The 23,125-nt window shown below is 70.7% G+C and carries 22 protein-coding genes; 14 read left to right on the forward strand and 8 right to left on the reverse strand.

Going from position 1 to position 23,125, the window contains the following annotated elements:
• Positions 1–52: 52 nt before the first annotated feature.
• From B9H04_RS04830 to B9H04_RS04840, 3 genes are all read left to right on the forward strand, one after another.
• Positions 53–991 (forward strand): DUF1028 domain-containing protein, encoded by a 939-nt coding sequence (locus B9H04_RS04830; protein ID WP_049929449.1) that lies wholly within the window; start codon positions 53–55, stop codon positions 989–991.
• An 80-nt stretch (positions 992–1,071) separates the two neighbouring features.
• Positions 1,072–1,395 (forward strand): BolA family protein, encoded by a 324-nt coding sequence (locus B9H04_RS04835; protein WP_049929450.1) that lies wholly within the window; start codon positions 1,072–1,074, stop codon positions 1,393–1,395.
• Between the two features lie 47 nt (positions 1,396–1,442).
• Complete coding sequence (locus B9H04_RS04840; protein ID WP_049929451.1) at positions 1,443–1,970, forward strand: hypothetical protein; 528 nt, start codon at positions 1,443–1,445, stop codon at positions 1,968–1,970.
• Between the two features lie 24 nt (positions 1,971–1,994).
• On the opposite strand, the gene B9H04_RS04845 is transcribed toward B9H04_RS04840, so the two are convergent.
• Positions 1,995–2,624 (reverse strand): hypothetical protein, encoded by a 630-nt coding sequence (locus B9H04_RS04845; protein ID WP_049929452.1) that lies wholly within the window; start codon positions 2,622–2,624, stop codon positions 1,995–1,997.
• A 283-nt stretch (positions 2,625–2,907) separates the two neighbouring features.
• Here B9H04_RS04845 and B9H04_RS04850 point away from each other — a divergent pair, with 283 nt between their 5' ends.
• A complete protein-coding gene (locus tag B9H04_RS04850) occupies positions 2,908–4,317 on the forward strand; it encodes a class II fumarate hydratase (protein WP_049929453.1) in 1,410 nt (469 codons plus the stop codon).
• 18 nt (positions 4,318–4,335) lie between these two features.
• Here the strand turns inward: B9H04_RS04850 and B9H04_RS04855 are convergent, their stop codons facing one another.
• Positions 4,336–4,719: an ACT domain-containing protein gene (locus tag B9H04_RS04855; RefSeq protein ID WP_049929454.1), complete on the reverse strand. Its 384-nt coding sequence runs from the start codon at positions 4,717–4,719 to the stop codon at positions 4,336–4,338.
• Positions 4,720–4,800: 81 nt separating this feature from the next.
• On the opposite strand from B9H04_RS04855, the gene sucC reads away from it, so the two are divergent.
• The 5 genes from sucC to B9H04_RS04880 all read left to right on the forward strand — a co-directional run bounded on the left by sucC (position 4,801) and on the right by B9H04_RS04880 (position 11,245).
• Positions 4,801–5,946: an ADP-forming succinate--CoA ligase subunit beta gene (gene sucC, locus B9H04_RS04860; protein WP_049929455.1), complete on the forward strand. Its 1,146-nt coding sequence runs from the start codon at positions 4,801–4,803 to the stop codon at positions 5,944–5,946.
• Positions 5,943–6,812, forward strand: coding sequence for a succinate--CoA ligase subunit alpha (sucD, locus tag B9H04_RS04865; RefSeq protein WP_049929456.1), 870 nt, complete (start codon positions 5,943–5,945; stop codon positions 6,810–6,812). Before sucC ends, sucD begins: the two co-directional genes overlap by 4 nt.
• 78 nt (positions 6,813–6,890) lie before the next feature.
• Positions 6,891–9,437: a hybrid sensor histidine kinase/response regulator gene (locus B9H04_RS04870; protein ID WP_049929457.1), complete on the forward strand. Its 2,547-nt coding sequence runs from the start codon at positions 6,891–6,893 to the stop codon at positions 9,435–9,437.
• Between the two features lie 80 nt (positions 9,438–9,517).
• Positions 9,518–9,838 (forward strand): helix-turn-helix domain-containing protein, encoded by a 321-nt coding sequence (locus tag B9H04_RS04875; RefSeq protein WP_049929458.1) that lies wholly within the window; start codon positions 9,518–9,520, stop codon positions 9,836–9,838.
• An 84-nt stretch (positions 9,839–9,922) separates the two neighbouring features.
• On the forward strand, positions 9,923–11,245 hold the full coding sequence (locus B9H04_RS04880; RefSeq protein WP_049929459.1) for a tRNA (N(6)-L-threonylcarbamoyladenosine(37)-C(2))-methylthiotransferase: 1,323 nt from the start codon (positions 9,923–9,925) through the stop codon (positions 11,243–11,245).
• A gap of 164 nt (positions 11,246–11,409) precedes the next feature.
• Here the strand turns inward: B9H04_RS04880 and B9H04_RS04885 are convergent, their stop codons facing one another.
• The 5 genes from B9H04_RS04885 to B9H04_RS04905 form a co-directional block, all read right to left on the reverse strand.
• Positions 11,410–12,495, reverse strand: coding sequence for a sensor histidine kinase (locus tag B9H04_RS04885; RefSeq protein WP_085682495.1), 1,086 nt, complete (start codon positions 12,493–12,495; stop codon positions 11,410–11,412).
• A 60-nt stretch (positions 12,496–12,555) separates the two neighbouring features.
• Entirely contained in the window at positions 12,556–14,628 is a 2,073-nt protein-coding gene (locus tag B9H04_RS04890) for an AMP-dependent synthetase/ligase (protein WP_085682496.1), read from the reverse strand.
• A 77-nt stretch (positions 14,629–14,705) separates the two neighbouring features.
• Positions 14,706–15,695, reverse strand: coding sequence for a DUF7260 family protein (locus tag B9H04_RS04895; RefSeq protein ID WP_085682497.1), 990 nt, complete (start codon positions 15,693–15,695; stop codon positions 14,706–14,708).
• A 90-nt stretch (positions 15,696–15,785) separates the two neighbouring features.
• Positions 15,786–16,628 carry a translation initiation factor eIF-2B gene (locus tag B9H04_RS04900; RefSeq protein ID WP_049929463.1) on the reverse strand — a complete coding sequence of 281 codons (843 nt, stop codon included), beginning with the start codon at positions 16,626–16,628 and terminating at the stop codon, positions 15,786–15,788.
• 79 nt (positions 16,629–16,707) lie between these two features.
• Positions 16,708–17,442, reverse strand: a complete 735-nt coding sequence (locus B9H04_RS04905; protein WP_049929464.1) for a DUF726 domain-containing protein — start codon at positions 17,440–17,442, stop codon at positions 16,708–16,710.
• A gap of 261 nt (positions 17,443–17,703) precedes the next feature.
• Between B9H04_RS04905 and B9H04_RS04910 the strand changes: the two genes are divergently transcribed.
• The 5 genes from B9H04_RS04910 to B9H04_RS19415 all read left to right on the forward strand — a co-directional run bounded on the left by B9H04_RS04910 (position 17,704) and on the right by B9H04_RS19415 (position 21,791).
• A complete protein-coding gene (locus B9H04_RS04910) occupies positions 17,704–18,180 on the forward strand; it encodes a hypothetical protein (RefSeq protein ID WP_049929465.1) in 477 nt (158 codons plus the stop codon).
• A gap of 400 nt (positions 18,181–18,580) precedes the next feature.
• Positions 18,581–19,519, forward strand: a complete 939-nt coding sequence (mch, locus tag B9H04_RS04915; RefSeq protein ID WP_049929466.1) for a methenyltetrahydromethanopterin cyclohydrolase — start codon at positions 18,581–18,583, stop codon at positions 19,517–19,519.
• A 21-nt stretch (positions 19,520–19,540) separates the two neighbouring features.
• Entirely contained in the window at positions 19,541–20,068 is a 528-nt protein-coding gene (locus B9H04_RS04920) for a hypothetical protein (protein ID WP_049929467.1), read from the forward strand.
• Positions 20,069–20,146: 78 nt separating this feature from the next.
• Positions 20,147–21,340: a potassium channel family protein gene (locus tag B9H04_RS04925; protein WP_085682498.1), complete on the forward strand. Its 1,194-nt coding sequence runs from the start codon at positions 20,147–20,149 to the stop codon at positions 21,338–21,340.
• Positions 21,324–21,791, forward strand: a complete 468-nt coding sequence (locus B9H04_RS19415) for a nuclear transport factor 2 family protein (RefSeq protein WP_049929469.1) — start codon at positions 21,324–21,326, stop codon at positions 21,789–21,791. The genes B9H04_RS04925 and B9H04_RS19415 overlap by 17 nt, the downstream gene beginning before the upstream one ends.
• Before the next feature lie 15 nt (positions 21,792–21,806).
• Here B9H04_RS19415 and B9H04_RS04935 read toward each other — a convergent pair whose 3' ends face one another.
• Positions 21,807–23,018, reverse strand: coding sequence for an iron-containing alcohol dehydrogenase family protein (locus tag B9H04_RS04935; protein WP_049929470.1), 1,212 nt, complete (start codon positions 23,016–23,018; stop codon positions 21,807–21,809).
• Between the last annotated feature and the right edge of the window lie 107 nt (positions 23,019–23,125).

A 23,125-nucleotide genomic window follows, 5' to 3' on the forward strand; every position in this document is an offset into this window, starting at 1 on the left:
GGCTCGCGCGACGGGCGGATTTATGCTCGTCGCCACCCACGATCGGTTCCGTATGCCACCTCGACCCTCGACGTTCTCGATCGCCGCGCGCGATCCGGAGACGGACGCGGTCGGCGTCGCGGTACAGTCCAAGTTCGTCGGCGTCGGCGCCGTCGTCCCGTTCGTCAGCGCCGACGCGGGCGCGGTCGCCACACAGAGCTTCGCGAACGTCGCCTACGGCCCCGACGGGCTCGACCTGCTCCGCGAGGGGCACGCCCCCGCGGAGGCGATCGACCGGCTCACGGGCGCCGACGACGAGGCGCCCTCGCGGCAGGTGGGGATCGTCGGCGTCGACCCCGAGGAGCCCCCGGCGGCGTTCACGGGCGACGAGTGTCACGACCACGCGGGCGACCGACAGGGTGACCACTACACGGTTCAGGGGAACATCTTGGAGAACGCCGACACCCTCGACGCGATGGCCGCGGCGTTCGAGGAGACCGACGGGGGGCTCCCGGAACGGTTGATCGCCGCGCTCCACGCGGGCAACGAGGCCGGTGGCGACAAGCGCGGCGAGCAGTCCGCGGCGCTGTACGTCGCGAAGCCCGAGGGCGGCTACGACGGCAGGAACGACCGCTGGGTCGACGTGCGCGTCGACGACCACGAGCGGCCGATCGACGAGTTGGAGCGCGTGTTCAAGATATACGACGTGACCCTCCTCGAACGCGAGGCGCCCGACGAGACGCGGGAACTGGCCGGCGAGACGGCGGTCGCTGTCGGGTCGGCGCTCGCCGACCTCGGCTTCTACGACGGCGAGCCGACCGCGGAGTTCGGCGAGGACGCTCGCGACGCGCTGGAGTCCTTCCGCGGCATGAACAACTTCGAGAACCACTCGCTCGCGGTGTTGGAGGACGCCGTCGCACGCGGGTGGGAGGAGACGGCCCCCGGTGACGACGCCGAGTCGCGGCTCGTCGACGCTATCTGGAACGGGCTCTCGCGGCTCGACCGCGTCTGAGCGCGCTCCCCTTGCCAGAGCGCGTTCGCCCCGCCGGACGTGGCCGGTCGACTTTTGCCCCTCCGCAACCGAGCGGGACCATGCCGATCGAACCCGACAGGGTGGCCGACCTCATAGAGGCGGACCTCCCCGACGCGGTCGCCCGGGTCACCGCGCCCCGGATCCACAACGACGAGGACGAGGACGCCCACTTCGCGGCCGTCGTCGTCTCGCCGGCCTTCGAGGGCGAATCGCTCGTCGACCAGCACCAGCGCGTGTACGACGCGGTCGGCGATCACATGACGCAGTCGGTCCACGCGTTGGAAATCAAGACGTACACGCCCGAAGCGTACGTGGAGCACGGCGACGGTGCGCTCGCCGGTGACCTCCGCGATGCCGGGCTGCTCCCCGTCGACGAGGCCTGAAACCGCGCCGCGTTCCCGCCGACTTCCCGCTTCCACCCTCCACGCTGATGCGATCCGAACTCGTCCGCGCCGTCCGCGGGGTCCTCGCCGCGGTCTCGCTGCTGGCGTTCGTCGCGCTCTTTCTGGCCGTCGAGGCGCGCGTCACCTCTGCGACCGTCCTCGGCGGACTCGCCGCGGTCGCGGTCGCGGCGCTGTTCGCGGCCGCCGGCCGCTCCGGGATCCGGCGGCTGCTCGGCCGGGGGGATTCGGGTTCACGTGGAACAGCGGAACGGACCGCCGAAGGCGACGCGTGGCTCGACGAGCCGGTCGACGATACGGCGTGGACTGACCGATCCGACCGTGCTGGCGACGACCCCGAGACCGACCGGCCGCTCGCGAGGCTCGAACCCGCGCTCGACGACGCCTGGAACCGGTGGTCGGACGCCGCGCTGACGCTCGGGCTGGCCGCGCTGGGAGTCGGCGCGCTCGTGCTGCTCGCGACCTATCCGGGCGACGATCCGCCGCTCGGGCTGCTGTTGCTGGTCGCGTTCGGGATCAACGGGGCGCTCGTCACGCTCCCGTTCGTTTTTAAATAATGGAGTGCGGCGTCGGCGTTTCGGTCAGCCGTCCTCGCCGGTCTCGCTCGCAGTCGGCTCGTCGAATTCAGCCGCGGAGTCGTCGACCTCGTCGTCGTCGCCGGCACCGTCGTCATTTGCGGCGCCGGCGCCGCCCGCGACGCGGTCGGCGACCAGTTCAGCGAGCGGGTCGACCGTGACGGTCAGGCGGGCGACGAGGAACACCACTGGGACGAGCGCGACGAACAGGAAGGCGGCGTCGTACGCCCACGCGGCGCCGTTCAACACGGGGACCGCGACGCCCGCGAGCCCGCGGTACGCGACGAGCACCGCCCCGAAGACGACGAGCCAGTGGACCACGCCGCCCGCGTTCTCGGCGATCCGGTCCGGGCGAGCGTCCCCCTCCGCGTCGGCCTCGCCGAGCACCAGGCGCGTCAGCAGCGCGAACTTCGGCGCGGCGTACAGGAGGATTCCGGCCACCGCGAGCGCGACGACGCCCGTCGCGACCGCGGCGAACGTCACCGGCGCGAACGGGACGAGCCGGTCCACCCCCGGTAGCAGCGTCACGAGCGAGAGCACGCCGACGACCGCCAGCGCGCCGATCAGCAGTCTGCTCGTCGACCGGACCGTGTCGCGGTCGAGCGCCGTTCCGATCGCTGAGTCGTTCGAGCTCATTGGCGCTCGGCCGTTGCCGCCGGACCGGCATATAACGGGAACGCCGTCGCCCCGAGTTGAACCGGTTTTAGTCGAGTTAAATTCCCGGCCGAGAGCGGCCGATACATCTCAAGTGTGGCGCCACAGACGGTTTCGTGGCGGCGCTCGCCCCATCGGGCCAGTCGACGGAACCCTCGTAAAAGTCGTGTTTCTCGGTGGCAATTGTGTTGCTACCGTACCGCACGATTTCACGTGGGTGACGCCTTCCAGTACCTTTTACAGCGTCTCGCGGGAAGGCCGAGGCATGGGAGACGACTACCGCACGGAGGAGGACAGCCTCGGCGAGATGCAGGTGCCGGCGGACGCCTACTGGGGCGCGCAGACCCAGCGCGCCGTCGAGAACTTCCCCGTCTCGGGGATCGGGATGAGCCGGCGCTTCATCCGCGCGCTCGGCGTCGTCAAGAAGGCGGCCGCGCAGGCCAACCGCGACCTCGGGCTCGTCGAGGACGACACTGCGGAGGCGATCGTCGCCGCCGCCGACGAGGTGATCGCGGGCGAGCACGACGACCAGTTCCCGGTCGACGTGTTCCAGACCGGCTCCGGCACCTCCTCGAACATGAACGCTAACGAGGTGATCGCCAACCGCGCCGCCGAGATCGTGGGCGCGGAGATCGGCGACCGGGCCGTCCACCCCAACGACCACGTCAACTACGGCCAGTCCTCGAACGACGTGATCCCCACGGCGATGCACGTCGCCGCGCTGGAGGCCGTCGAGAAGGACCTCGTGCCCGCGCTGGAGACGCTCCACGCCGAGCTGGAGGCCAAGGAGACCGAATTCGACGGTGTCGTCAAGACGGGCCGGACGCACCTCCAGGACGCCACCCCCATCCGACTCGGCCAGGAGTTCGGCGGCTACCGGACGCAGGTCTCGAAGGGGATCGAGCGCGCCGAGGCCGTCCAGTCGAACCTCCGCGAACTCGCCCTCGGCGGCACCGCGGTCGGGACCGGGCTCAACACCCACCCCGAGTTCCCGGAGCTGGCCGCGGAGTACATCTCCGACGAGACCGGGACGGAGTTCCGCGAGGCGGAGAACCACTTCGAGGCGCAGGCCGCCCACGACGCGATGGCGGAGGGCCACGGCGCCCTCCGAACGATCGCGGGTAGCCTCAACAAGATGGCCAACGACCTGCGGCTCCTCGCCTCCGGCCCGCGCAACGGGCTCGGCGAGGTCGAGCAGCCGGAGAACCAGCCCGGCTCCTCGATCATGCCCGGGAAGATCAACCCCGTCGTCGCCGAGTCGGTCAACCAGGTCCACAAGCAGGTCGTCGGCAACGACGCCGCCGTCTCCGCGGGCGCCGCGCGCGGCGAGATCGACCTGAACCTCTACAAGCCGGTCATCGCCCACAACTTCCTCGAATCCGCGAAGCTGATCGCGAACGTCGCCGAGACGTTCGGCGAGCGCTTCGTCGGGAAGCTAGAGGCGAACGAGGAGTTCGCGCGCGAACGCGTCGAGCAGTCGATGGCGCTGGCGACCGCGCTGAACCCCGCGATCGGCTACGATAAGGCCAGCAAGGTCGCGAAGACGGCCCTGAAGGGGGGGAAGAGCGTCCGCGAGGCCGCGGTCGAGGCCGGCTACCTAACCGAGGAGGAGGCCGACGAGGTGCTCGCCCCCGAGGCGATGACCCACCGCGTCATCCTCGGCGACGAGGACTGAGCCGCCCGCTCGGCGACCTCAGTCGGCGACTTCGCAGCCCAGTGCTTCCAGCCGCCGGACGGGCGCGGCGCGGTCGTCCCGCTTGACGAACACGTGGTCGGTCGCGTACGACGAGACGACGAACACCGAGGCGTCGACCTCGGCGAGCGCCGTCGCGACCGCCGCGAGGAACCAGACCAGCTCGAAGGGGAGCTCGGGCTCGAAGGTGAGGCGCTTCCACCCGGGCTCGACCGCGTCGGTCGCGACGGCGTCCGCCTCGTCCTGGTCGACCACCACCGTCGTCTCACCGACCTCCCGGACAGTCGCGAACGCGCCGGGGTGTTCGCCGTCGGTCCGGCAGACCGCGTACGTCTCCGCCGGGACGCTGACCGTCCCGTTCCGGAGGAATTCGGCGGGATCCATGGGGGTAGCAGACGCCCGATGCCAAAGGAGGCGCGCCGAATCGGAACCATTTAAGCCGGTGTCGGTACCGATCCCACACGGATGAAACTTCACGAATATCAAGCGAAGTCTCTCTTCGCCGACGCCGGGATCCCGGTTCCGGACTCCCGGCTCGCGACGAGCGTCGACGAGGCGCTCGACGCTGTCGACGAGATCGGGTACCCGGCCGCGATCAAGGCGCAGGTCCACGTGGGAGGCCGCGGCAAGGCCGGCGGGATCAAGATCGCGACGGACCGCGAGGAGGCCGAGCAGTACGCCGACGAGATCCTCGGGATGGACCTGAAGGGATACACCGTCGATCAGGTCCTCGTCGAGGCCGGCGTCGACTTCGTCGACGAGCTGTACGTCGGCGTCACGATGGACCGCGGCGAGGGGAAGCCGGTCCTGATGGTGTCGACCAAGGGCGGCGTCAACATCGAGGAGGTCGCCGAGGAGAACCCCGACGCGATCGCGCGCGAACACGTCGACCCCGCGTTCGGCCTCCACCCGTACCAAGCCCGGAAGGTCGTCTACGAGGCCGGCGTCGACGCCGACGTGGCGCTCGACGTGGCCTCGATCCTCTCGACACTGTACGACCTCTACGAGGAGAACGACGCCTCCGAGATCGAGGTCAACCCCGTGATGATCACGGGCGACCGCGACGTGATCGCCGCGGACGCCGTGATGAACATCGACGAAGACGCGCTGTTCCGCCAGTCCGACCTGGCCGACATGGCCGAGGCGTCCTACGAGGACGACCTCGAACGCAAGGCCGGCGAGTACGGCTTCGACTACGTCCGCCTCTCCGGGAACGTCGGCATCATCGGCAACGGCGCCGGGCTCGTGATGACGACCCTCGACCTCGTCGACTACTACGGCGGCGCGCCCGCGAACTTCCTCGACATCGGCGGCGGGGCGAAGGCCGAGCGCGTCACGCAGGCGCTCGACATGGTGTTCTCCGACGACAACGTCGACGCCGTCGTCTTCAACATCTTCGGCGGGATCACCCGCGGCGACGAGGTCGCCAAGGGGATCAACGAGGCCCTAGAGCAGTTCGACGAGATCCCCAAGAAGGTGGTCGTCCGGCTCGCCGGCACGAACGCCGAGGAGGGGATGGATATTCTGAACACCGACCTCGTCGAGGTCGAGAAGACGCTGGAGGACGCGGTCCAGCGAGCGGTCGCGAACGCGGAGGAGGTGACCCAATGAGCATTTTCGTCGACGACGACACCAGAGTGGTGGTCCAGGGGATCACCGGCGGGGAGGGGAAGTTCCACGCCGGCCAGATGATCGAGTACGGCACCAACGTCGTCGCCGGCGCGGTGCCCGGCAAGGGCGGACAGGAGGTCGACGGCGTCCCCGTCTACGACACCGTCGACGAGGCCGTCGAGGCCGAGGACGCGGACGCCTCCGTCATCTTCGTGCCGCCGGCGTTCGCCGCCGACGCGATCTTCGAGTCGCTGGACACTGACCTCGACCTCGCGGTCGCGATCACCGAGGGGATCCCGACGCAGGACATGGCGAAGGTGAACAAGCGCCTGAGCGAGACCGACACCCGTCTCATCGGTCCGAACTGCCCCGGGATCATCACGCCCGGCGAGGCGAAACTGGGCATCCTCCCCGGTAACATCTTCTCCGAGGGGAACGTCGGGCTGGTCTCTCGATCCGGCACCCTCACCTACCAGGTCGTCGACAACCTCACCGAGCGCGGGCTCGGCCAGTCGACGGCGATCGGCATCGGGGGCGACCCGATCATCGGCACGTCCTTCGTCGACGCCCTCGAAGCGTTCGAGGCCGACACCGACACCGACGCGGTCGTGATGTGCGGCGAGATCGGCGGCGAGGACGAGGAGCAGGCCGCGAAGTTCATCGGCGAGCACATGGACACGCCGGTCGCCGGCTTCATCGCCGGGCGCACCGCGCCGCCGGGCAAGCGCATGGGCCACGCGGGCGCCATCGTCTCCGGCTCCGGCACCGGCACCGCGCAGTCGAAGATCGACGCGCTCAACGACGCCGGCGTCCCCGTCGGTGACACCCCCGAGGAGGTCGCCGACCACGTCGAGGACTTCCTGTAAGGGCCCCGCGGTCGGCGGGCTTTTCAATTTCGGTATCCGGAGCGAAAGCTAAAACTACCGGTAGGGAAACACACGCACATGAATTCTGAACCCGGCGACGCCTCTGCGGGGACCGGAGCGGCCGCGTCCGACGCGCCGGGATCGAACGCCGACTCGTCCCGATGTGTCCTGTTCGTCGACGACGAGCCGGGGGCGGCTGACCTCGCGGCCACGCACGTCGATCGGCTCGTGGACGGGATCGAGACGCTGACGCGGCTGTCGCCGGACGAGGGGCTGGAGGTGGTCCGCGACGGCCGCGTCGACTGCGTCGTCAGCGACTTCGACATGCCGGGATCAAATGGGCTCGAGTTCCTCGAATCGGTCCGCGATGTCGACCCCGGGCTCCCCTTCGTGCTGTTCACCGGGAAGGGGAGCGAGGAGATCGCGAGCGACGCCATCTCCGCTGGGGTGACGGACTACCTCCAGAAGGGGGCCGGTCGCGACCGCTACGAGATGCTCGCGAACAGCGTCGCGAACGCGCTCGGCCGCCGCCGGGCAGAGCGGGACCTCCGTGAGGTGAACGCGAAGGTCACGGCGATCCACGAGTTCGCGGCGGAGCTGGCATCGGTGACCGACGTTGCGACGGTGTTCGACCGGACGGTCGACGCGGCCGAGGACATCTTGGAGTTCGACCGCCGCGTCACCGCCCGCCGCCGCGGCGATAAGGTCGTCCCGGCTGTCCTCTCCGAGAGCGTCAGCGAGGAGGAGGTCCGGGCGTTCGACATCGGCGAGGGGGTCGTCGGGACCACGGTCGCGGAGCAGGAGACGATGGTGGTCGACAACCTCAGCGTCGACCCAGCGGACCCGGACGAACTGGAGGACCCCTCGTCTCCGGGTCGGTCGTCGGTCGGAGCCGACCGCCGGACCGGGTCGGAGGTGGCGGACCCGGTCGCCGACGACATCCGGTCGGCGATCAGCGTCCCTATCGGTTCCCACGGGGTGTTACAGGCCGTCTCGAACGGGTACGCCGCGTTCGACGAGCGCGACGTCGAGTTCGCGGAGCTGCTGGCGGCCCACGCGGCCAACGCCATCGAGCAGATCGAGACGGAGAACGCGCTCCGCCGGGAGCGAGATCGGCTGACGGCGCTGTTCCACGACCTCCCCCTCCCGGCGGTGCGCACCGTCGCCCTCGACGGGGGCGGCCGTCGCCTCGACGCCGCCAACGAGGCGTTCCGGGAGACGTTCGGCTACGGCGCCGACAGCGGGTACGAGGAGGTCTGCGACGAGGTCATCCCGGACAGCGCCGAGCGGTTCGAGCCGGAGGCGGTCCTCGAACGCGGCGAGCCCTCGCGGCTCGAAGTGCGCCGGCGGACCGTCGACGGGATTCGCGATTTCATCCTCCACGTCATCCCCGTCAAGCAGTCGGACGAGACGGTCCTCTACAGCGTCTACGCCGACATCGACGACCAGAAACGCATCGAGCGGACGCTTCGGCGGCTCCACGCGACGACCCGCGAGATGTTCGGCGGCGACTCGCGGGCGGAGATCGCCGAGGTGGCCACCCGCGCGGCGATCGACACCCTCGGGTTTCCGAGCAGCGGGGTCCGGCTGTACGAGCCGGAGACGAACGTCCTCCGCCCGACGGCGATAAGCGAGGAGGCCACCGCGGCGTTCGGCGACCGCCCCGCGTTCGGTCCGGGCGACGGCCGCGTCTGGGAGGCGTTCGAGTCCGGCCAGCCGATCGTGGTCGACGACCTCGACACGGTCGACACCGCGGTCGGGTACGGCGAACACCGGAGCCTCCTCGTCGTCCCGCTCGGCGAACACGGGGTGATGCCGTTGGGGTCGCGGGAGCCGGAGTTCTTCGACGCGACGGACGTCCAGTTGGCCCGCGTCCTCGCCGCGAACGTCACGGTCGCGCTCAACCACGCCGAGCGGACAGAACAGCTGCGCGAGCGGGACGCGGCGCTCCAGCGGGAGATAGACCGGCTGGAGAAGTTCGCCGGGCTGGTCTCTCACGACCTCCGGAACCCGCTCAACGTCGCGGCCGGCCGGACGGACCTGGCTCGGGCGCTGACCGACGACGCGGCGGTCCTCGATGAGCTCGATCGGGTGGAAGACGCCCACGACCGGATGACGCAGCTGATAGACGACCTCCTCGCGCTGGCGCGGCACGGTCGGACGGTCGACGACATCGAGCCCGTCCCGCTGGACGAGGCGGCCGAACGCGCGTGGCGCACCGTCGACACGGCGGGCGCCACGCTCGACGCGTCGGCTGCGACGGACGCGGTCGACGCCGACCCGGAGCGGCTCCGGACGCTCCTCGAGAACCTGTTTACGAACAGCGTGGAACACGGTTCCACGAGCAGTCGGGCAACGCCCGACGACGGCGTCGAGCACGGCTCGGACGACGCCGACGACCTCACGGTCTCCGTCGGATCGCTCCCGGACGGCTTCTACGTCGCGGACGACGGACGCGGTTTCGACATCGACCCAGAGGCGGCGACGGAGTACGGGCGATCGAGTACCCCGGACGGGACGGGGTTCGGCCTCGCGATCGTGCGAGAGATCGCGGCCGCTCACGGCTGGGAACTGTCGGTCGACGACAGGGACGGCGCGCGGTTCGAGTTCCGCCCTGAATCATAGTATATAAAAAGACGGTTGGCGTGCGCAGGGTGCGCACAGGCGGGCCACGGTTATGCGCGATTCGCCCCTGTAAGTAACGTATGGACGACGGAACCCGCGAGCTGCTCGAACCGCTCCCGCCGAGCGCCAAACTGGTCTACTACGTGCTCGACGCGGAGGGCCGGTTCGACCAGACCGGCCTCGCCGAGGAGACCCGCCTCTCGACCCGCACCGTCCGGTTCGCGGTCGAGAAGCTCACCGAGGTCGGCCTCGTCGAGGAGGGGCTGTGCCCCCGCGACGCCCGCCGGTCCGTCTACCAAGCGGTTCCGCCGGCCGAGCGCGACCCCGTCGACGAGCCGGAGGCGACCGCCGACTCGGCCTCCGAGGCCGACGCGCCGACTGCCGCGGTCGCGGAAGACTGACGCGGAACGGGGCCGACTCGCCGGGCCGCCGACGCCCCGATCCGTCGCGCTTTTGCCCTCGGGACCGATAGTAAGGACACTCCGATGGCGACGTACCACATCGAAACGTACGGCTGTAGCTCGAACCGGGGAGAGAGCCGGGAGATCGAGCGCGCCCTCCGCGACGGGGGGCACCGCCCGGCCGACGGCCCGGACGACGCGGACGTCGCCATCCTCAACACCTGTACCGTCGTCGAGAAGACGGAGCGGAACATGCTCCGCCGCGCCGAGGAGCTGTCGGAGACGACGGCCGAACTCGTCGTTACTGGCTGTATGGCGCTGGCACAGGGAGAGATGTTCGCCGAAGCCGACGTCGACGCCGAGATCCTCCACTGGGACGAGGTCCCCTCGTACGTGCTCAACGGCGAGTGCCCGACAGTCACGCCCGACGCCGAACCGGTCCTCGACGGCGTCGTCGGTCTCCTCCCGATCGCGCGCGGCTGTATGAGCAACTGCTCGTACTGTATCACCAAGTTCGCCACCGGCCGGGTCGACTCCCCGTCGGTCGAGGAGAACGTCGAGAAGGCCCGGGCCTTGATCCACGCCGGCGCGAAGGAGATCCGCGTCACCGGGCAGGACACGGGCGTCTACGGCTGGGACGACGGCGACCGGAAGCTTCCCGAGCTGCTCGACCGCATCTGCGACATCGACGGTGACTTCCGGGTGCGGCTGGGGATGGCGAACCCCGGCGGCATCCACGGCATCCACGAGGAGCTGGTCGACGTGTTCGCCGAGAACGAGGAGCTGTACGACTTCATCCACGCGCCGGTCCAGTCCGGTTCCGACGACGTGCTCGGAGACATGCGCCGCCAGCACCACGTCGAGAAGTTCCGCGAGGTCGTCGACACCTTCGACGACCGGCTCGACCACTGGACGCTGTCGACCGACTTCATCGTCGGCTTCCCCACAGAGAGCGAGGCCGACCACGAGCGCTCGATGGACCTGCTCGCCGAGGTCCGGCCCGAAAAGATCAACGTCACCCGCTTCTCGAAGCGTCCCGGCACCGACGCGGCCGACATGAAGGGGCTCGGCGGGACCGTCAAGAAGGAGCGGTCGAAGGCGATGTCCGAGCTGAAGATGGAGGTTGTCGGCGAGGCGTACGAGTCGATGGTCGGCGGGACGTTCGAGGTGCTCGTCGTCGAGGAGGGGACGGGCGACTCGGTCAAGTGCCGCGACGGCGCCTACCGACAGATCATCGTCCAGAACGCGACCGATCGCGGCGTCGAGGTCGGCGACTTCCTCACCGTCGAGGTGACCGGCCACAACACGGTGTACGCGTTCGGCGACCCCGTGACGGAGTCGACACCGGCCGACGGCGACTCGGTCGAGCGCGACGAACAGCCGGAGTCCACGCCGTCGTCGGCCTAACGCCACGCGAACGGCGCGCTTCTCCCACGCCTAACGAACTGACCGCGACCTCGGTGTCCAACGAACGGCTCGCGCCGCCACGCGGTCGACGCGGCGCCCGAACCGACCGAGATCGCTCCCGCACGGGTCGCACGGCCGCTACTCCGAGGCTTCCGACCTCACTCTCACCGCCGATCCTCTCCGGAGTCGACGCCGGCCGAGCCGTCCGAATCCGGCCGATCGGGGAGGCGGATCCGGACCGCCGTTCCCCCCGGCTCGTTCTCCGCGAACTCGACCGTTCCGCCCGCCCGGTTCACGGCCCAGTAGATCAGCCACAGCCCGACGCCTTCGGTGTGTTCGAGCGGGGTCTCCTCGGAGTTTCGGAGCGTCCGCCGCTCGATCCGCGGGATGCCGCGTCCGTCGTCCGCGACGACGAGGTGTACCGCATCGTCGCGCCACACGCGCACCGTCACGGTCACGTCGTCGTTATGTTCGACGGCGTTCCGCAGCGCCTCTTCGAACGCGACCCGGACGGACGGATGCGTCCGGACGACGCAGCGCTCCGGCAGCTCCGTGCGGATCGTCGCGTCGGGCGCTTCGGCGGTCAACTGTGCCCCCTCCTCCTCGACGACGGTGACCAGGTCCACCGGGCAGCGCGCGTCGGTCTGCCAGATCGACGCGAGCCGTCGCGTCCGCTCGCTCGTGTCGAGGAGCGACTCCAAGTGGTCGCGGATCGTCGCCACCTGCGCTCGGGTCTCCGGGCTGTCGTCCGCCGCCTCGATCTCGGTGAGGTACCCGAGCGCCACCGAGAGCTCGTTCCGGATGTTGTGGCGCAACACCCGGTCGTTGATCGAGAGCAGCGTCGCGAGCTCCTGCGCCTCGGTGAGCTGTTCGTCCGCCTTCACCGCGTAGAGGCTCCCGCGAGACCCGACCGCCGCGCCGAGGCTGGCGGCGAACGAGAGCAGAAAGGGGAGCTTGAACGCGTGGTGTCCGATCAGCCAAATGAGCCAGACGACGGCGGCGAGCCCGGTGAACCCGAGCGCGGTCCCCGCGCCGATCCGGACCGCTCGCCACTGGCCGGAGCGAGAGATCCCCCAGCGCGGGAGGTCGCGAACGGTGTAGAAGGCGACGCCCGAGAGGCCGAGTATCAGCACCGATTCGAGTGCGATCCCCACGGTCGGGCCCGCGTGAGTCAGGTGGAGCACACCGAGGCCGAAACAACACCCCCCCAGAGCGGCGAAGCCGTATCGGGGCGGTACGTGGGGACCCATCGCCGAATTTACTCTCTCGCGACGGATATCGGTTTCTAGTTCTACCCGGTTCCGGCCGCTCTACTCCTCGTAGATGACCTCGACCTCGTCGGCGAATCGGTCTAAGATGTTCCGTCGCTTCTTCTTCGTCGTCGGCGTGAGCAGGTCGTTCTCCTCGGTGAACTCCTCCTCGACGAGCCGGAACTGCTTGATCTTCTCGTACGACTCGAACTCCTCGTTCACGCGGTCGACTTCCTCCTGAATCCGCTCGCGGACGCGGTCGTCGCGGCAGACCGCGGCGCGCTCCGCGGGCAAGTCGATCCCGTTGGCCTCGGCCCACGCCTCGACCCTCTCGAAGTTCGGCACGATGAGCGCCGAGACGAACTTCCGGCCGTCGCCGAGGACGACGCACTGCTCGACGAACTCGTTGGCGGCGAACCGGTCCTCGATCGGTCCGGGGGCGACGTTCTTCCCGGTCGAGAGCACGAGCAGCTGCTTCGCGCGCTCGCGGAACGCGACGTAGCCGTCGGGGCGGAGCTGGACGATGTCACCGGTGCGAAACCACGGCTCCGCGGCGGCGGCCTCCGCGTCTCCGGGGCCGTCCCCGCCGACGCCGACGCGGTCGTCGGCCGGGGTCCCGGCGGTGACGGCGTCGGTCGGGAGGTCGTCCGCGTCGACGAACGCGTCTGCGGTCGCGTCCGGCCGGTTCCAGTAGCCGTCCGTCACCTGTGGTCCCCGGACGAGCAGTTCGCCGACGTCGCCGGCCAGGTCCGCGACCTCTTGTCCCACCACGGAGCCGTCGATCGCGATCTCGGTGTCGACCACCGGCGGCCCGATGGTGCCGACCTTCGGCTTCTCGGGCGGGTTGACGCAGATGACGGGCGACGTCTCCGTCAGGCCGTATCCCTCCAGTATCGGCAGGTCCATCGCGTGGTACAGCGCGCACAGCTCCGCCGACAGCGACCCGCCGCCCGAGATGAAGAAGTCGATGTTCCCGCCGATCGCCTCCCGGACCGACGAGAAGACGAGCCGATCGGCCACCGCCCGCTTGGCGTCGAGTAGCGGACCGGGGGCGTCGGCCTCGTGGTGGTCGCGGCCCACGTCGACCGCCCACTCGAAGATGTGCTCCTTCACCGGCGACTCGCTCGCCTGCTCCCGGATCGCGTCGTACAGCTTCTCGTAGACGCGCGGGACGCTGGTGGTCGTCGTCGGGCGGACGAGCCCGAAGTCCTCGCGGAGCGTGTCGGGGCTCTCCGCGTACGCGACCGTCGCGCCCGCCGCGAACATCATGTAGTGGCCGGCCATCCGCTCGAAGACGTGCGCGAGCGGGAGGAACGACAGCGTCGTCGACTCGGCGGAGATGCCGGGCACCTCCGGGTCGCGGTCGGGTCGGTCCGCGAACCGCCGGTAACACTGGGAGACGTTGTCCCGGAAGTTGCCGTGGGTGAGCCTGACCCCCTTCGGCTTCCCGGTGGTCCCGGAGGTGTAGATCAGGCTGGCGAGGTCGTCGACGCCGACCGCGTCGAGCCATCCCTCGTAGGCCGCCTCGTCGAACGCCGCGGCGCCGCGCTCGTGGACCTCGCCGAGGGTGTACACGTCGTCCACGTCAGCGTCGGCATCGTCCCCGAGGTCGTCGGTGTCGACCTCGTCGAGGGTCACGATCGCGTCGAGGTCGTGTTCGAGGTCGCCGCGCACCGCGAGGACTTCGCGGAGCATCTCGCGGTTCTCGGCCACGACAACGGTCGCCTCGGGGTCCTCCAGCAGGTAGCGCAGCTGGCTCGGGGACGACGAGGCGTACACGGTCGTCACGACGGCGCCAGCGGCCAGCGCCGCGAAGTCGGCCTGAGCCCACTCCATGCGGGTCTGCGAGTACATCGCCAGTCGCGTGTCGTCGTCGACGCCCAGCTCGCGCAGCCCGGTCGCGAGGTTCCGGACGATCCCCCGCATCTCCGCGTACGTCACGTCGGCGTACTCGCCCGCGGGGGCCTCCGGAACCACCCCGGACGCGACGAGCGACCGGTCGTGGACTCCCCCCTTGTACCGCTGTGCGATCCGGTCAGCGTGCCGCTCCGCGGTGCGTTCGAACGTCGCGGGGAGCGTCTCTCGGGCGATGGCGTCGTCCGTGAACGCTCGTTCCGCCTCCTGCCAACTCATACCCCCCCAGACCCGCCCTACCTTCATAAACAATCCGGTAGTTTGGAGTTTCCGCCGGTCTGGGGCGCCCGGGAGAGTCAGCGGCCGCGGGCGATTCGTCCCCCGACGCGGTCCTTATCCGCGCGGATCCGGTCTGCGACCTCCGCGATCTGGGCCAACACCGGGTACCGCGGCCCGTCGGTCGGGCCGTAGAGGTAGGCGTAGAACGGCCGTTCGCGGTCGGCGTCGAGCGGCGTGCGCGGCGTCAACGGGGGATCGTCCAACGAGCGCTGTCGGTCGGCGGCGAGGTCGTCGCACTCCCCTTCGAGTTCCGTCAGCCGGCTCCAGACGTCGACGGCGGCCTCGGCCTCGCAGCCGGGTCGGACCCCGTCTAAGTGACCGAGCAGCCGGCGGCGACGGCGGTCGATCGCCGACAGCGCCGACTCCCTGTCGCCGATCGCGTCGATCTCTTCGTCGATCGCGTCGGCGAGGCGTTCGCGGGCGTCGACGGCGCGGCGGCTCCGGTCGACGAGCGCCGACTGCGCGGCGCCCGAGAGCCCCCCGTCCGACGCCAGCGCGGTCACGGCGTCCGGACCGCGTTCGGCCGCCAGGCCCTCCGCGGGCGTCCCGTCGTACTCGGCCCGGTAGTGAGGGAGCGACAGCACGGTGTCGTCGTACGCGGCCATCACCTGTCTGAGGCTGACGCTGCTCCCGGGCGATCCGCCGCCGGGGCCGCGGACCCCGTCGCCGGGAGCGCCCATTCCGCGGAGCGAGCCGGCCGGCACGCCGGACGGCGTCGAGTCCGTCGCGGCCGAGATGGTGTCGATGTCGGCCACGCGGTCCGCGAACGACTCGAACGCGTCCCGCTCGTCGAGGACGCGGCGTCGCTCGCGGTGACAGGCCGCCTCGGCGTCCCGGACGTACGCGAACGCGACCAGCGCGGCGAGACCGACGATCGCGACCGCCGTCAGCACGCCCGGATCGGTCGCGACCGCCCACAGGTCGCACCAGCCGCTCGAACACCCCGCCGCCGTCACCCCCTGATCGGGGATCTGAAACACCGTCGTCGAACCCGTACGAACGCTCATTACGCCTGTTAACACGGTACACACACAAAGCGCTTTTGTCCGCTCGACGGGGTTCGCCGGCAGCGCTCGTCTTCTCGCCTCGTCGGGCCCTCAGTCCCGGACGCCGTCGTCGGTGATCACGGTGTCGATCATCCCGATCGGGGTGGCGTCGTAGCTCGGGTTCTCGATCTCGACGTCCTCGACGGGTTCGCGCATCACCTCGACGGCGTCGCGGAACTCGTTCTCGAACCGGAACTCCTCGATCGTCTTCGCGCCCGAGCCGACCGCGGTGACTGGGACGCCGAGCTCGCGCGCCGTGACGACGAGGGGGAACGTGCCGATCCGGTTGTAGTAGGTTCCCCCGGTAATACAGGTGATACCGAGCAGGACGCGGTCGCAGTCGCGAAGCGCGTACCCCATCGCGCTGTCGACGACCATGCGGACGTCGACGCGGGACACCCCGGCGAGAATCCGCGCGGTCTTGCGGCCGAGCGTCCGCGGGCGCGCCTCGGTGACGTAGACGGTCAGGTGCGCCCCGTCGCGCGCGGCGTTCTCGATCGCCTCCAGCACCGTCGTGGAGTAGTCGTGGACGAGCAGCGTGTCGCCGTCCTCGATGTGCTCGGCCGCGTTGGCGGCCGCCTCGCCCTTCGCCGTCTCGATGTCGTCGACGACGCGGGCGATCACGTCCTCCAACAGCTGCTTCGCGCCCTCGACGCTCGTCGCCTCGCCGACGATGGATCGCTCGACCTCGCGCATCGCGTTGTGGAGCGCGGCGTGGGAGGGGTTCGACCGGCGCAGCACGCCCGCGTTGTGTTCGAGGTCGCGCTCGAACTCGTCGACGGTCACGTACTCCCGGTCTAACAGGTCCGCGAGCGACCGCGTCGCCTTCACGGCCACCGCGGACGTGCTGTGGGTCCGCATCGCCCGGATCTCGGCGACGGTCTCGTCGATCATGCCCGAAGGGTCGACCGCGCCGGTAAAAGGGGTTCCGGGGGCGAGTCGGCGGCGAGGCGCCCCGGAGTGCGCCGTCGCACTACTCGAACCCGATCCGGCCGATCGCGCGCGGCAGACTGCCCGCGTTCGGTTCGAGGTACGAGTAGTGGTCCGCCACCAGATCGCTGACGTCGATGTCGGCGTAGCCGTCCGGCGCGGTCGCGGCGCCGGACAGCCCGCCGTGGCCGACCGCCCGGGTCCGGTCGGAGGCGCGGTACGCCCACCCGAGGACGCGGTCGTTCCGGCTGTGGAAGTTGTAGAGGGGCGCGTCGAGCGCCCCAATTGCCGCCCCGTACGCCCCGTCGGTCCCGACGCTGTCGTGCGGGATCGCCCCGCCGAACAGCGACACCGACGCGAGGGCGTCCGTCCGCCCCCTGTCCGCGAGCTCGCGCAGCGTCGCTCCGGTCACGCGAGCGCCGAGCGAGTGCGCGAACACGTGGGCCGGACGGCCGTCCTCGTCCGCCCACGCCGTCAGCCAGTCGGCGAGCGGGGCGGCGTTGGCGTCGGCGGTGCGCTTCGCCGGTCCCCAGTCGTCGTTCGACGACCACGAGTAGCCGATCACGGGCGGGACGCTCGCCGCCGCGTCGTCGCCGCCCGCCGAGTCCGACGCCGCCGCCAGCCCCAATCGCGCCGCGTACGCCTGATCGCGGGCCGACTCTGCGTCCGCGCCGAGGCCGTGGACGTACAGGACCACCGCGTCGCTGCCGCCGAACTCCCACGACCCCGAGCGCGTCGTCGGCTCGTCGGCGTCGAGCCGCCCTCGGGTGGAGACCATCGGCTGTGACTCTGGCGCCTCGTACCCGCCGAAGTCGCCGTCGAGCGCGTTGGCGACGTACAGTCCGCCGCCCCCGAGGAGACCGACGCCGCCCGCGACGCCGTAGAGGAGCCGGCGGCGGGTAACGGGGCCGGACGAGTCGTCCGATGCGTCCGAGCTGTCAGGAGTGGTATCGGATGAGATATCGAATCGTCGGCCCGAGCGATCAAATAGCTGACGCGGCGGCGACGGCTGTTTATAAACGGGTCCCCTACGAGACGTATGAGCTACCCGGTCACGTACTACTGTCCCCACTGCGGGACGCTCGTCGCGCTCGAACGCGAGGGGTACCTCGCGGACAAGTCGGTGACGCCGTACCCGCTGGAGGGGTGGACGTACGTCGCGCCGACCGAGCCGTTCGACGCCGACGAGGCGACCGAAGACGGCGACACCGCCGACGCCGACGGCGTCCGGTTCGTCTGCGGCGAGAGCGACGGCGTCGAGTGGGACCCGCACGACGGCGTGCGCGGCACCGATGTCGGCGGCGACGAGCCGTACCGCGAGCCGGACGCCGAGGGCGTCGGCTGCGGCGAGGCGTTCTACCTCTCGTTCGTCCGCTACGACGAGGGGCGCGAGATCGACCCGCGGGCTGAGTCTGCCCCCGTCGAGATCAACCCCGATCCGAGACCGAGCGGGCCCCGCGGTCCGAGCGGCCCCGGCGAGGCCGGCGGCCCGAGCGACTCCGACGGCTTCTGGTGACGACTCGGAACGCTCGCTTATATCCGGCTCACGAAGCATTTCGGTCGAACGCTCCCGAAATCGCGCTCGCTCAATTCTAAATAGTCGCTGGTGGACCGGCGACGGACACCGGCAAACCCCCACCGGAAGACGTTCCTGCTCGCTTTGCTGCGCGGGCTGCGACTTCCGTGCTCCCGCTCGCTTCGCTCGCGGGAACGCGCAGCACCGCAGCCTCACACCTCCCCAGCCGCGTCGCTCGCCGCGGGCGAGCGACTCCCTCGCGCGTGCTCCTCACGCCCTGCGGGCGTTCGGAGGCACGCGCCACCGCCTCGGTTGTTTATAAGTAACGTCCACCGGATCTCTTGCGACGCCCCGAACCGAACAGCCAAACCCCTTAAACGGGGAGCGAGTACGCTCGTTTATGGAAAGCATCAATCGGACCGCGATCGAGCTGGTCGACGAGGCGCTCGACTTCGCCGGCGAGCTGGACGTCGTCGGCTACGAGCTGGACAACGGCGCCACCGTCGTCGACTTCGGCGTCGACGCGGCCGGCGGCGTCGAGGCGGGACTCCTGCTCGCGGAGATCCAGACCGCCGGGCTCGCGAACCTCCAGACGCGAATGGGCCGGCTCGCCGGCGCGCCGCGCCAGTACGTCGAGCTGTCGACGGACCACCCCGCGGTCGCGCTGCTCTGCTCGCAGAAGGCCGGCTGGGAGCTGACGACCGAGGGCGGCTTCGAGGGGCTGGGTTCCGGCCCCGCCCGCGCGCTCGTCGGCCGCGAGACCGAGTTCGAGCGCGTCGGCTACTACGACTCCTCCGAGTTCGCCACGCTGGCGGTCGAGTCGACGGCGCTCCCCGACGAGGAGGTCGCCGAACAGGTCGCCGAGCTGGCCGAGGTCGACACCGACGGCGTGTTCCTCCCGACGTTCGCCACCGGCTCGACCGCGGGCTCCGTCACTACCGCGGCCCGCGCCGCTGAACTCGCCGTCTTCCGCCTGTTGGAGGTCGGATACGAGCCCACGGACGTGCTCCACGCCTCCGGCTCCGCGCCGCTCGCGCCCCCGACCCGCGACGAGACCGAGGCGATGGGCCGGACCAACGACGCCTTGGCGTACGGCGGCGAGGTCCACCTCCAGGTCGCGCGCGACGACGACCGCTTCGGCGAGATTGTCTCGACCGCGGGCGAGGAGTACGGCACCCCCTTCGTTGAGGTGTTCGAGGACGCCGACTGGGACTTCTACGACGTGCCCGAGAGCGTGTTCGCCCCGGCGCGGGTCACCGTCGACGTCGTCGACGGCCCCGTCTACACCGTCGGTGAGACCGACGAGGAGCTGCTCGCCGAGTCGTTCGGCTACCGCTGACGCCGCGAGCGTCCCCGACTGATGCGACTCAAACCCGTCCCCGAACCCCCGGCCGACCTCGACGCCCTCCGCGAGTACCAGCGCGCGGTCCCGCTCGTCCCGGGTACCGCCGACGACTGCTGCGCCCGCCTCCGGCGGCGACGCGACCTCCCCGACCGTCAGACCGCGAACGACTGGCTCGCGTTCCTGCGCGCGCTCGACCTCGCCGAGGACACCTCTCGGGGGTTCGTCCGCGCCGACGCCGAGCCGACGCCGGAGCGCGTCCGCGAGGGGCTCCGAGAGGAGGTCCTGTTCGGCCCCGAGGCGCTCGCGGCGCTGCGGGAGGCCTCGACCGACGACCCGCTGACCGCCCCCGACCTCTTCGCCGCGACCCGCGACCGAGTTCCGCGGCACGACAGGGCCCGCGATCCCGACTGGGAGGCGACGTGGCGGGGCCGCGCGGCCCGGCTGCTGGGATGGCTCGCGCTCGTCGACCTCGCCGCGCCCGTCGGCGACGGCACGGAATCGCCAGAGGATGCGCCGGGCTACGTCGCCGGCGACGCGCTCTGACGCGGCGGTCGTCTCCTCCGCTCCGACCGTTCGAACTCCCGCAACAAGCCTTTTACTCGGTGCCGGAGAGGGAGTCACATGGGACGATTCGACGAGCGCACGGTCCGCTACGAGCCGACGAGCGTCAAGGACCTGCTCGTCGAGATGAAGGACAGCGCGGAGCTGTTGATCGATCTGTCTTATTCGGCGGTTCTCCACGCGAGCCCGACGGTCGCGCACGAGGTCGTCGAGCTGGAACACCGGATGGACGTGCTCCAGATGCGCGCCCGGATGAGCCTGATGCTCGCCGCGCGGAACCCGAACGAGGCGGAGACGCTCGCGCCCGTGCTCGGCGTCATCGCGGCCGCCGACAAGGTCGCCGACGCCGCGGGCGACATCGCCAAGATCGTCACCGAGGAGATCGGGCTCCCCGAGGCGATGCGGGGCGCGCTCTCCGCGGGCGTGGAGACGCTCGTCCGCGGGACCGTGCGGGGCGAGTCCGCGTACGCCGGCCGGACGCTGGACGATATCGACCTCGAATCGGAGACCGGCGTCCGCGTCATCGCGGTCCGGCGCGACGAGGACTGGATCCTCAACCCCGGACCGACCACCCGGTTAGCGCCCGGCGACGTGACTCTGCTTCGGGGGCCCGAAGCGGGCGTCGAGGACGTGTACCCCGAGCTGAGCGGCGACCCGTTCGAGCCCGAGCCCGCGCCCGAGCCGGCGATCGACGACTTGGAGCGCGCGGTCGACTCGATCGTGTTGATGAAGAACCTCTCCGAGCTCGCCGTCGACCTCGCGTACGGGTCGGTCCTCTTCGACAACGAGGAGCTGGCCGAGGAGGTGAGCAACCTCGAGATCGAGGTGGACGCGCTCCAGTCGCGGTTCGAGGCGTGGACGCTCCGCGCCGCGGCCGAGGCCGACGACCCGGTGTCGCTGCGGGGACTCATCCACCTCGGCGTCGCGACCGAGGAGATATCCGACGCCGCGCTGGCGATCACCGAGGGAGTCCTCCGTGACCTCGACGTCCACCCGGTCGTGGAGATGGCGGTCCAGGAGTCCGACGAGATAATCACCCGGACCGTCGTCGTCGAGGGGAGCGAACTCGACGGGACCGCCGTCGCCGACGGCGTGCCCGCGACCGACATCTCGACGAGCGTCCTCGCGATCCGCCGCCCGGACGAGGGGTGGCTGGTCGGCCACGACATCGACACCACGCTGCGGGGCGGCGACGTGATCATCTCGAAGGGAACCCGGACCTCAGCCGAGGAGTTCGATGCCCTCGCGGCGTGAGGCGGACGACGCAGAGCGCGGAGCGAACGCCCCCGACAGCGGAGCGAACGCCGACGCGGACAGCAGAGCGAACGCCGACGCGGATAGCGGAGATCCGGCGGGCGAAAGCGCCGACCCCGCCGCGCTCGCCCGGGCCTACTACGACGCGATCGACGCTGGCGAGTACGAGCGGCTCGCGTCGCTGCTCGACCCCGAATTCGTCCAGCGGCGCGGCGACAGGACGTTCGAGGGACGCGACCGGTTCGTCGCGTTCATGCGAGACGGGCGGCCGAACACCGACACGACCCACGCGGTCGACCGCGTCTATCCGTCGGGTCCCGGCGTCGCGGTCCGCGGCCGCCTCCGTGACGCTGACGGCGACGTGCTGTTCGCGTTCGTCGACGTGTTCGAGACCGAGGCCGGGCGGTTGACCTCGCTTGAGACGTACGGGGCCGAGTCGTCCGACGGATAGGCCGTCTCCCCGGCCTTACCACGCCGCCCGCAACACGCCGAGGATCTCCTCGGGAGTCGCGTCGAGGTCGGCCGGCGCGCGCTCCATCGGCGGGTCCTCGGCGACGAACTCGGCGATCGCCGGGAGGTCGTCCTCGTCGGTCTCGGGGAGATCCCGGAGGCGGCTCGGGACATCGAGCGCGTTCCGGACCTCGGCGACGGCCGCGACGACATCCTCGGCGATCGCTGCGTCGTCGCGGCCGCCGGTCCGGATCCCGAGCCCGGCGGCCAGCGCCCGCCGGCTCGCGTCGACCTCGTCGAAGAGGTACGCCAGCGCGTGCGGCGCGACGACGGCGTGGATCGCGCCCTGCTGAACCTCGTATCGCCGCGCGAACCCGTGGCCGAACGCGTGGATCACGCTGATCTTGGAGTCGAGCTGGACGAGCAGCGACCCCACGACCGCGCGGTCCATCGCGTCCTCGCCGCCCGGTCGGTCGCCGGCCACGCGGGGGAGCGCGTCCGAGAGGAGGCGGAGTCCGTGGACCGCGGCCGCGTCGCTCACCGGGGAGGCGTCGCGGGCGTACGGCGTCTCGATCCCCTTGTCGAACCCGTTCATCGCCGACCCGGCCAGCACCGAGGCCGGCGTCGTCTCGAACAGCGCCGGGTCGGCCACGTCGACGATCGGCCACGCGCCGCTCCCGCTGACGGTCACCGGCTGTCCGGTCGGCGACTCGTCGGCCGAGAGGACCTCCAGCGAGCCGCCTGTCGAGACGTCCGCGCCCGCGAATGTCGTCGGCACGACGACAGCCGGGAGGGCGGGGCCGCTCTCAGGCGCAAGGTCGCCGAGCGCGTCTGCGCCGGCCTCCGCGTCGCCGCGGAGGGCGTCGAGATCCCGGCCGTCGGCCGCGAGCAGCGTCGCCTGTCTCGCGACGTCGAGGCTGGCGCCGCCGCCGACCGCGACGAGGACGTCCGCGTCCGCCTCGGCCCGCGCGTCGAGGAGGTCGTAGGCGGTCTCGACCCGCTTGTCTGGCGTTGTCCCGTCGAAGACGCCGACGAGTCGGTCGCCGAGGCCGTCTCGGACCGGATCCATCAGGGCGTTGTTCGCGCCGGTGTTCGAGCCGCAGACGACGAGCGCGCCGTCGAGGCCGCGATCGCCGAGCCAGGCGCCGAGGTCGGCGACTCGTCCCCGCCCGTACCGGATCTCGCAGCCGCGGTGAACGTGGTCGAAGGAGTCCGCGATCGGTAGCATCGGCGACGGGTACGCGAGGGCGCGGTTTGTAGCTGTGGGAGAGCTAGGCACACGTCGCCGTCGGGGGCTCACACGCGCGCGTGCGCCGGGTTTATAACCCGACAGCG

Origin of the sequence: Halorubrum ezzemoulense DSM 17463 (genome assembly GCF_002114285.1) — an archaeon.
Classification (GTDB): domain Archaea; phylum Halobacteriota; class Halobacteria; order Halobacteriales; family Haloferacaceae; genus Halorubrum; species Halorubrum ezzemoulense.

Coding starts and splice junctions, on each gene's coding strand:
- B9H04_RS04830 (WP_049929449.1), top strand. CDS start 53: ATGCCACCTCGACCCTCGACGTTCTCGATCGCCGCGCGCGATCCGGAG.
- B9H04_RS04835 (WP_049929450.1), top strand. CDS start 1,072: ATGCCGATCGAACCCGACAGGGTGGCCGACCTCATAGAGGCGGACCTC.
- B9H04_RS04840 (WP_049929451.1), top strand. CDS start 1,443: ATGCGATCCGAACTCGTCCGCGCCGTCCGCGGGGTCCTCGCCGCGGTC.
- B9H04_RS04845 (WP_049929452.1), bottom strand. CDS start 2,624: ATGAGCTCGAACGACTCAGCGATCGGAACGGCGCTCGACCGCGACACG.
- B9H04_RS04850 (WP_049929453.1), top strand. CDS start 2,908: ATGGGAGACGACTACCGCACGGAGGAGGACAGCCTCGGCGAGATGCAG.
- B9H04_RS04855 (WP_049929454.1), bottom strand. CDS start 4,719: ATGGATCCCGCCGAATTCCTCCGGAACGGGACGGTCAGCGTCCCGGCG.
- sucC (WP_049929455.1), top strand. CDS start 4,801: ATGAAACTTCACGAATATCAAGCGAAGTCTCTCTTCGCCGACGCCGGG.
- sucD (WP_049929456.1), top strand. CDS start 5,943: ATGAGCATTTTCGTCGACGACGACACCAGAGTGGTGGTCCAGGGGATC.
- B9H04_RS04870 (WP_049929457.1), top strand. CDS start 6,891: ATGAATTCTGAACCCGGCGACGCCTCTGCGGGGACCGGAGCGGCCGCG.
- B9H04_RS04875 (WP_049929458.1), top strand. CDS start 9,518: ATGGACGACGGAACCCGCGAGCTGCTCGAACCGCTCCCGCCGAGCGCC.
- B9H04_RS04880 (WP_049929459.1), top strand. CDS start 9,923: ATGGCGACGTACCACATCGAAACGTACGGCTGTAGCTCGAACCGGGGA.
- B9H04_RS04885 (WP_085682495.1), bottom strand. CDS start 12,495: ATGGGTCCCCACGTACCGCCCCGATACGGCTTCGCCGCTCTGGGGGGG.
- B9H04_RS04890 (WP_085682496.1), bottom strand. CDS start 14,628: ATGAGTTGGCAGGAGGCGGAACGAGCGTTCACGGACGACGCCATCGCC.
- B9H04_RS04895 (WP_085682497.1), bottom strand. CDS start 15,695: ATGAGCGTTCGTACGGGTTCGACGACGGTGTTTCAGATCCCCGATCAG.
- B9H04_RS04900 (WP_049929463.1), bottom strand. CDS start 16,628: ATGATCGACGAGACCGTCGCCGAGATCCGGGCGATGCGGACCCACAGC.
- B9H04_RS04905 (WP_049929464.1), bottom strand. CDS start 17,442: ATGGTCTCCACCCGAGGGCGGCTCGACGCCGACGAGCCGACGACGCGC.
- B9H04_RS04910 (WP_049929465.1), top strand. CDS start 17,704: ATGAGCTACCCGGTCACGTACTACTGTCCCCACTGCGGGACGCTCGTC.
- mch (WP_049929466.1), top strand. CDS start 18,581: ATGGAAAGCATCAATCGGACCGCGATCGAGCTGGTCGACGAGGCGCTC.
- B9H04_RS04920 (WP_049929467.1), top strand. CDS start 19,541: ATGCGACTCAAACCCGTCCCCGAACCCCCGGCCGACCTCGACGCCCTC.
- B9H04_RS04925 (WP_085682498.1), top strand. CDS start 20,147: ATGGGACGATTCGACGAGCGCACGGTCCGCTACGAGCCGACGAGCGTC.
- B9H04_RS19415 (WP_049929469.1), top strand. CDS start 21,324: ATGCCCTCGCGGCGTGAGGCGGACGACGCAGAGCGCGGAGCGAACGCC.
- B9H04_RS04935 (WP_049929470.1), bottom strand. CDS start 23,018: ATGCTACCGATCGCGGACTCCTTCGACCACGTTCACCGCGGCTGCGAG.